We start from the raw sequence: 6,632 nt of genomic DNA on the forward strand, positions 1-6,632 counted from the left end.
CTGCCGAAAAAGGTTGGTGTTGCGATCCCTTCCAACCGTGTCCTACACGTCGTCTTTTTGACGACGGTCTCTGGAACGTAGCAGCAAGAAAAAGCGAACGTCAATCATTTGACGCAACATTCCCGATCGTCCTTACGGCCTATGCTGAAACCCCGGCGAAAGTTTGTTCGGACGTCCATATCTGTTTCAATTCACGAGCTTGCGCGGCGATAACGCACGTGCCGGCGCCATGCCCCTCAGCACCAATACGAAAGAAAACATGGACTTGATCGACATCGGCGCCAACCTCACCCACGAATCCTTCCGCCAGGATTTTGACGACGTTCTCTCCCGTGCCAGTGCTCACGGCGTCGGCAGGATGGTCGTGACGGGCGCTTCCCGTGAAGGAAGCGTGCACGCGCTGGAACTCGCGCGTGCCAGCGGCGGCCGGCTGTTCGCCACCGCAGGCGTCCACCCGCACCATGCCGTGGACTACGACGACCGCACCGACGCCCTCCTGCGCGAGTTGGCGCGCGAGCCAGAAGTCCGGGCCGTGGGGGAGACGGGACTGGACTACAACCGCAACTACTCGCCGCGCGACGTCCAGCGCGAGGTGTTCGAGCGGCAGTTGGCAATCGCCGTGGAAGTCGGCAAGCCGCTGTTCCTCCACCAGCGCGACGCCCACCACGACTTCCTGGCCATCCTGAAGCGTTACCGCGACCGCGTGCCGGCGGCGGTGGTGCATTGCTTCACGGACAACGGCGACGCACTGCGCGACTACCTCGACCTCGACTGCCACATCGGCATCACGGGATGGATCTGCGACGAACGCCGCGGCGGGCACCTGCGCGAACTGGTGCGCACGATTCCGGCGAACCGGTTGATGCTGGAAACGGACGCGCCGTATCTCCTTCCGCGCACGATTCGCCCGATGCCCAAGGACCGGAGGAACGAACCGATGTACCTGGCGCATATCCGCGACGAGGTAGCGAAGGACCGGGGCGAGTCGCGTGAGGCCGTGACCGAAGCGACGACACGCACGGCGGAAGCGTTCTTCGACCTTCCCGCATGAAGCCCCCTGCATTTCTCAACCCGAATGCAGTCCGGTCAGCGCCGCCTCCGCCAGGTCCACCTCGCGTGCGAGCACCCGCAGCGTCTCGTCGTTGATCTGGTGCGTGCGGCGAAGTTCGGCCAGTTCCTTTCGTTCCGCTTGTAGCGCCGCGAGCCGCATCGCCCGCTCGGTGCCGGCCTCGGCGCGTGCTTTCTCGGGCACGTCGCCTTCCTCGCCCGCCGCGGCAAGTCGCTGCTGGTAATCCGCCATGACGCGGGCTGCCACGCGCGAGGCGAGCGCGATGGCATGCTCGTCACCGCCGTCCTCCACGCGTTTTTGTTCGGCCGCGATGCCACGCAATGCCGCCTCCGCCGTAAGCGCCCGCGCCTTCCTCTCCTCGCGCACGCGCGGATCCTCGCCGGTCAGCTTGAGGCCGCGCACCAGCAGAGGCAGCCCCGCGGCACCGAACAGCAGTGTGCAGAGGATCACGCCGGTGGCGAGGAAGATCATCAGGTCGCGGGTCGGAAACGCCACGCCTTCGCTCTTCATGAGGGGCAGCGACAGCACACCGGCCATGGTGATGGCGCCGCGGACACCCGCCAGCGCGGTCGTCCAGACGAGGCGCGTGCCGACCTTGGGCCGCTTCTCGCCGCGATGCCACGCGCGCATCAACACGAAGCGCAGCGACACCCATACCCAGATGAAGCGCAGCACCACGAGGACCAGCGTGATCGCTACCACGTACGCGACCAGGTGCCAGGGTTCGCCGCCGCCCGCCTGGCGCAGGTCGATCGCCGCATCGTCGACGATGCCCGGAAGCTGCAGACCGAGCAGGAGGAAGATCAATCCGTTGAACACGAATTCCACCATCGACCAGACCGCGCCGTTCTGCACGCGCGTCGCCATGTAGCCACCCTTCGACACGTCGGTACGGTTCATCGTGACGCCCGCCGCCACCGCCGCGAGGATGCCCGAAACGCCGAAGTGCTCCGCGAGCAAGTAGGCGACAAAAGGCAGGACAAGTACCAGCGCCACCTGGCTTGCCGGATCGACCTCGCTCGCCCAGCGAATGAAGCGGCGGCGGACGATGCCGAAGACCACTCCCACGAACGCCCCGGCCAGCAAGCCGCCCAGCGCCATCACGGCGAAGTCGCCCGCCGCGGAGGTGAGGGAGAACTTGCCCGTCAGTTCGGCGGCGACCGCGAACTGCAGGGCGACGAGGCCCGATGCATCGTTCAGCAGCGCCTCGCCCGAAAGCACGTGCATCAAGCGCGGCGGAATCTTCGACCCGCCGGTCATCGAGGAAACCGCCACGGCGTCCGTCGGCGACAGCACCGCCGCAAGCGCAAAGGCCACCGCGAGCGGCACCGTGGGGATCATCCAGTGCACGAAGTAACCCACGCCGACGATGGTGAAGAAGACCAGGCCGATGGCCAGCGCGAGGATGGGGCGCCACAGGAGGAAAAGCTCCCGCTGCGGAATGCGCCAACCATCCGCGAATAGCAGCGGTGGAATGAACAACAGGAAGAACAGGTCGGGGTCGAATTCGACATGCATGCCGAACGGTCGCGCGAGCAATGCGCCGAGCGCGATCTGCAACAGGGGTAACGGAAGCCTGACCGGCAGTATGCGAACCACCGAGCCCGACAGCGCGACGACCAGGAGGAGGACAAGGACGGTGATGACGAGATCCATGCGGCGACGCTAGCCGCGCGCGCCGGAAGAGGCAACAGGAACCTTCGACGCACTCGAAACTATCCGTGACTCGATGAAGATTTTTTAATCCACGGCTTAACGATGGGGAGACCTTCCTGCGACTTCCGCAGTTGAACGGCGTCGCGTCGCGAAAGAGGCCTTGCGATTCGAACACGCGACCCATGCGTTCGGCGCGAACGCAAGATCCCGAAGGAATTGTGTTCAGGGAACTCGCATTGAGTGCGCCTGACTGGCGGGCGTAGCTTGCGTCAGCTTGTTGCAGTTTCGTTAACCGCTTCGCTCGTCGAGGGACGGCAACGGTTTGGATCAGTGGGCCATTGGCCGGGAGAACACATGGGATCGCGTCATTCGGTGGAGCGTACGCAGCGACGCTCGCTTTCATTTGCCATCGCGTTGGGGCTGGGACTCGTCGCGACGGCAGCCTTCGCACAGAGCACGGTGGGTGGCATCTACGGCACGGCGGACGCCGGTGCGCAGGTCACGGCCACCAACACGGGCAGCGGACTCAGCCGTTCCGCCACGGCGGGTAACGACGGACGTTTCACGATCTCGTCCCTTCCCCCCGGCGATTACCACGTCACCTCGACCAAGGGTGGCCAAAGCTCCACGCGGGACGTACAGGTCGTGGCCGGCCAGGGCTTCAACCTCAACCTCGCGGCCCCGGGTGGCGCACAGGATCTTTCCACCGTCTCCGTCACGGCCAACGCCCTGCCGCCCATCGACATCACGTCCAGCCAGACCAATACGGTGATGACGTCGGACCAGATCAAGCAGCTGCCGCTGGCCCGCAACCAGACGGCGGTCGCACTCCTTGCACCGGGTGCCACGCGGGGCGACAGCGCGTTCGGAAACCTGGCGTCCTTCAGCGGTGCGTCGGTTGCCGAGAACAGCTACTACGTCAACGGCTTCAACGTCACCAACTTCTTCCAGAGCCTCACCTATTCGCAGGTACCGTTCGAGGCGATCGACCAGGAAGAAATCCAGGACGGCGGCTACGGCGCGGAATACGGCAACTCGACGGGCGGCGTCATTTCGGTCAACACGAAGCGCGGCACGAACGAGTGGAAGGGAGGTGTCGACTACACCTGGAACCCGTACCAGTTCCAGGCAAACCAGCCGAACGTGTACCTGCGCAACGGCGCCCTGCTGCAGAACAACCGGCACAACAGCAACTACGTCATGGGCAACAACCAGACGGGCAACGCCACGGACTTCGGCCAGCGTTGGAACGCCTGGCTCGGCGGCCCGCTGATCAAGGACAAGCTGTTCCTGTTCGCGCTGGTGGGCGGCACGCGCACGGCCGATGAGCACTACGGCGACACGACGGGCGGCGGCAACTTCAACAAGACGACGATCAAGGATCCGCGCTACCTGGTGAAGCTCGACTGGAACATCAACGAGAGCAACATCCTCGAATACACAGGCTTCAGCGATTCCAGCACGCAGCAGCAGAGCGTCTACGGCTACAGCTACGACGACAATGGCCAGCCGCATCGCGGGGACTATCTCGGCCAGGTGTACGACAAGTCCGGCGGGATGAACAACATCCTCAAGTACACCAGCTACGTCACCGATGACTTCACGATCTCCGCCCAGTACGGCAAGAGCGTGAACAAGCGCATCGAGCGCGCCACGACCGCCGACGGAACGGTCGAGCAGTACGACGGCAACATCTTCAATGCCGTGAACTCGCCGGGCTGTCCGATCATCAACGACAACCGCACTCCCGTGAGCGACGGCGCCTCGGGTTATCCGCACTGTTCGTTCACCACCGGTACGCTCAGCACGCCCGATGGCGAAGACAAGCGCAACGCAGGCCGCATCGACTTCGAATACCACCTCGGCGACCACGAGCTGAAGGCGGGTTGGGCGCGCGACCATTTCACCACCGACACCGGCACGGCCTACGAGGGCGGCTCGACCTACACCTACCAGTCGATCCCGGAGAGCATCCTGGGTCACGCCCCGGGCCTCGATCCGGCCGACAGCGTGGTGGAGCAGGCTGTCTTCGCCACGGGCGCGAAGGTCGGCATCACGCAGAAGTCCTATTACCTGCAGGACAACTGGCACATCACCGACAACTTCGTGGCCCGCATCGGCGTGCGCAACGACGGTTTCGACAATACCAACAGCCTCGGCCAGACCTACGTCAGCCAGACGCACAGTTGGCAGCCGCGCCTTGGCTTCTCCTGGGACGTACATGGCGACTCGTCGCTGAAGGTATACGGCAGCGCGGGCGACTATTCGCTCCCGCTCGACGGCAACGTCGCACTGCGCGGTGCCGCCGCATCGCTCTACCAGATCCGCTACTTCAGCTATACAGGCGTCGACCCGGTAACCGGCGCGCCGCTGGGCCTGGGTCCGGTGCCGGCCGCGTACGGCGAGCAGTTCCCCTCGCGCACGGGCACGGTGTACGCCAACGGCGAAGCCGGCGTGGTGCCCAATCCGGGCGCCGTGGCCACCAAGGACCTCAAGCCGTTCAAGCAGCGTGAGTTCATCCTGGGTGCGCAGCAGCAGGTGGCGGACTGGACCCTGGGCGCGAAGGCGATCTACCGCAAGGTGCTTACGGGCATCGACGACTCCTGCGACTTCCGTCCGATCGCGAAGGCGGCCAATGCGCAATACGGCCTGAACCTGGATACCGAAAGCCTCACCCCCGCCGCCTCCAACGTTCCCGGTTGCTACATCTTCAATCCCGGCAGCTCCGTGACCCTGAGGACGCCGGTGGACGCCACGGGCACCTTGTACGACATCCACCTGCCCGGCACGGCCGTGGGCGAGCCGAGCTACAAGCGTTCGTACATGGCTCTCCAACTGACCGCCGAGCGCAACTTCGACAACGTGTGGTACCTGAAGGCGTCGTACGTGTGGTCGCATACCCGCGGCAATTCGGAAGGTGGCGTGGATTCGAGCAACGGCCAGGCGGATACCGGCACGACCGAGCTGTTCGACTATCCGGAAATCATGGCCGGCTCCAACGGCTACCTGCCGAACGATCGCAAACACACCTTCAAGGTCTACGGTGCATGGCAGATCACGCCGGAGTGGCTGGTAGGTGCCAACGGCGTGCTGCAGACCGGCCGTCCGGAGAGCTGCTATGGCCTCAATCCGATCGACGGACAGGTGGACGGCGGCTACGGCGGCGGCGCCTATCTCTACTGCGGCGGCATGATCGTGCAGCGCGGCTCCGTGGGTCGCACGCCCACGTACTGGAACGTCGACCTCAACGCCTCGTACAAGCCGGAATGGGCCAAGGGCGTGACGATCTCGGCGAACATCTTCAACATCTTCAACAAGCAGCACACCACCACGATCAACGAGGTGGGCGAAGACAACAACGGCAACTCGCTGGCGGGAAGCACCTACAGGATTCCGACCAGCTTCCAGCAACCCCGCTATGTGCAGCTGTCGGCCGAGTACGACTTCTCGCTCTGACGCAACATCACAAGAAGACATGGCGCGCGTCCCCGGACGCGCGACCGGTGCAAACATCCCCAGATCGCCGCCCGCTACACGGGCGGCTTTTTTTGCTTCTTACCGCGGCTTTCGTGCCCGGGCCCGGCTGTACTAAGCCGCGACCGGTCCACGGAGGCGGATGCGGGCACCGAGGACGAACACCGCCACGCCCGCCAGCATCGCCATGATCCCCACCCACACGGCCATGTCGAAGCGCTCGTTGAAGACGAGGTATGACGTGGCAATGCCGGATACCGGCACGATAAGCGACAACGGCGCCACTTGCGCGGCTGGATAGGTTTTCATGAGGTCGTTCCAGACCTTGTAGCCGAAGATCGTCGTGACATAAGCCTGGAACAGCACCGACCCGGCTGCCGCCGCGGTCACGCCACCTAGCAATGCCGAGAATGGCGCCGCGCCATGCTGGAGC

Annotated in this window: 4 protein-coding genes; 2 read left to right on the forward strand and 2 right to left on the reverse strand. The window is 64.5% G+C overall.

The window, feature by feature from the left end:
• The first annotated feature begins 259 nt into the window (after nt 1-259).
• On the forward strand, nt 260-1,051 hold the full coding sequence (locus ACPYOD_RS18820; RefSeq protein WP_481303217.1) for a TatD family hydrolase: 792 nt from the start codon (nt 260-262) through the stop codon (nt 1,049-1,051).
• Nucleotides 1,052-1,066: 15 nt separating this feature from the next.
• Here ACPYOD_RS18820 and ACPYOD_RS18825 read toward each other — a convergent pair whose 3' ends face one another.
• Nucleotides 1,067-2,725: a Na+/H+ antiporter gene (locus ACPYOD_RS18825; RefSeq protein ID WP_481303218.1), complete on the reverse strand. Its 1,659-nt coding sequence runs from the start codon at nt 2,723-2,725 to the stop codon at nt 1,067-1,069.
• Between the two features lie 354 nt (nt 2,726-3,079).
• Between ACPYOD_RS18825 and ACPYOD_RS18830 the strand changes: the two genes are divergently transcribed.
• Nucleotides 3,080-6,181: a TonB-dependent receptor gene (locus ACPYOD_RS18830; RefSeq protein ID WP_481303219.1), complete on the forward strand. Its 3,102-nt coding sequence runs from the start codon at nt 3,080-3,082 to the stop codon at nt 6,179-6,181.
• Nucleotides 6,182-6,313: 132 nt separating this feature from the next.
• Here the strand turns inward: ACPYOD_RS18830 and ACPYOD_RS18835 are convergent.
• Nucleotides 6,314-6,632 (reverse strand): EamA family transporter (locus ACPYOD_RS18835; protein WP_481303220.1); only part of this gene is annotated, 319 nt, incomplete at its 5' end.

The organism is Luteibacter sp. HAY1-4A, from assembly GCF_056755355.1.

Coding starts and splice junctions, on each gene's coding strand:
- ACPYOD_RS18820 (WP_481303217.1), top strand. CDS start 260: ATGGACTTGATCGACATCGGCGCCAACCTCACCCACGAATCCTTCCGC.
- ACPYOD_RS18825 (WP_481303218.1), bottom strand. CDS start 2,725: ATGGATCTCGTCATCACCGTCCTTGTCCTCCTCCTGGTCGTCGCGCTG.
- ACPYOD_RS18830 (WP_481303219.1), top strand. CDS start 3,080: ATGGGATCGCGTCATTCGGTGGAGCGTACGCAGCGACGCTCGCTTTCA.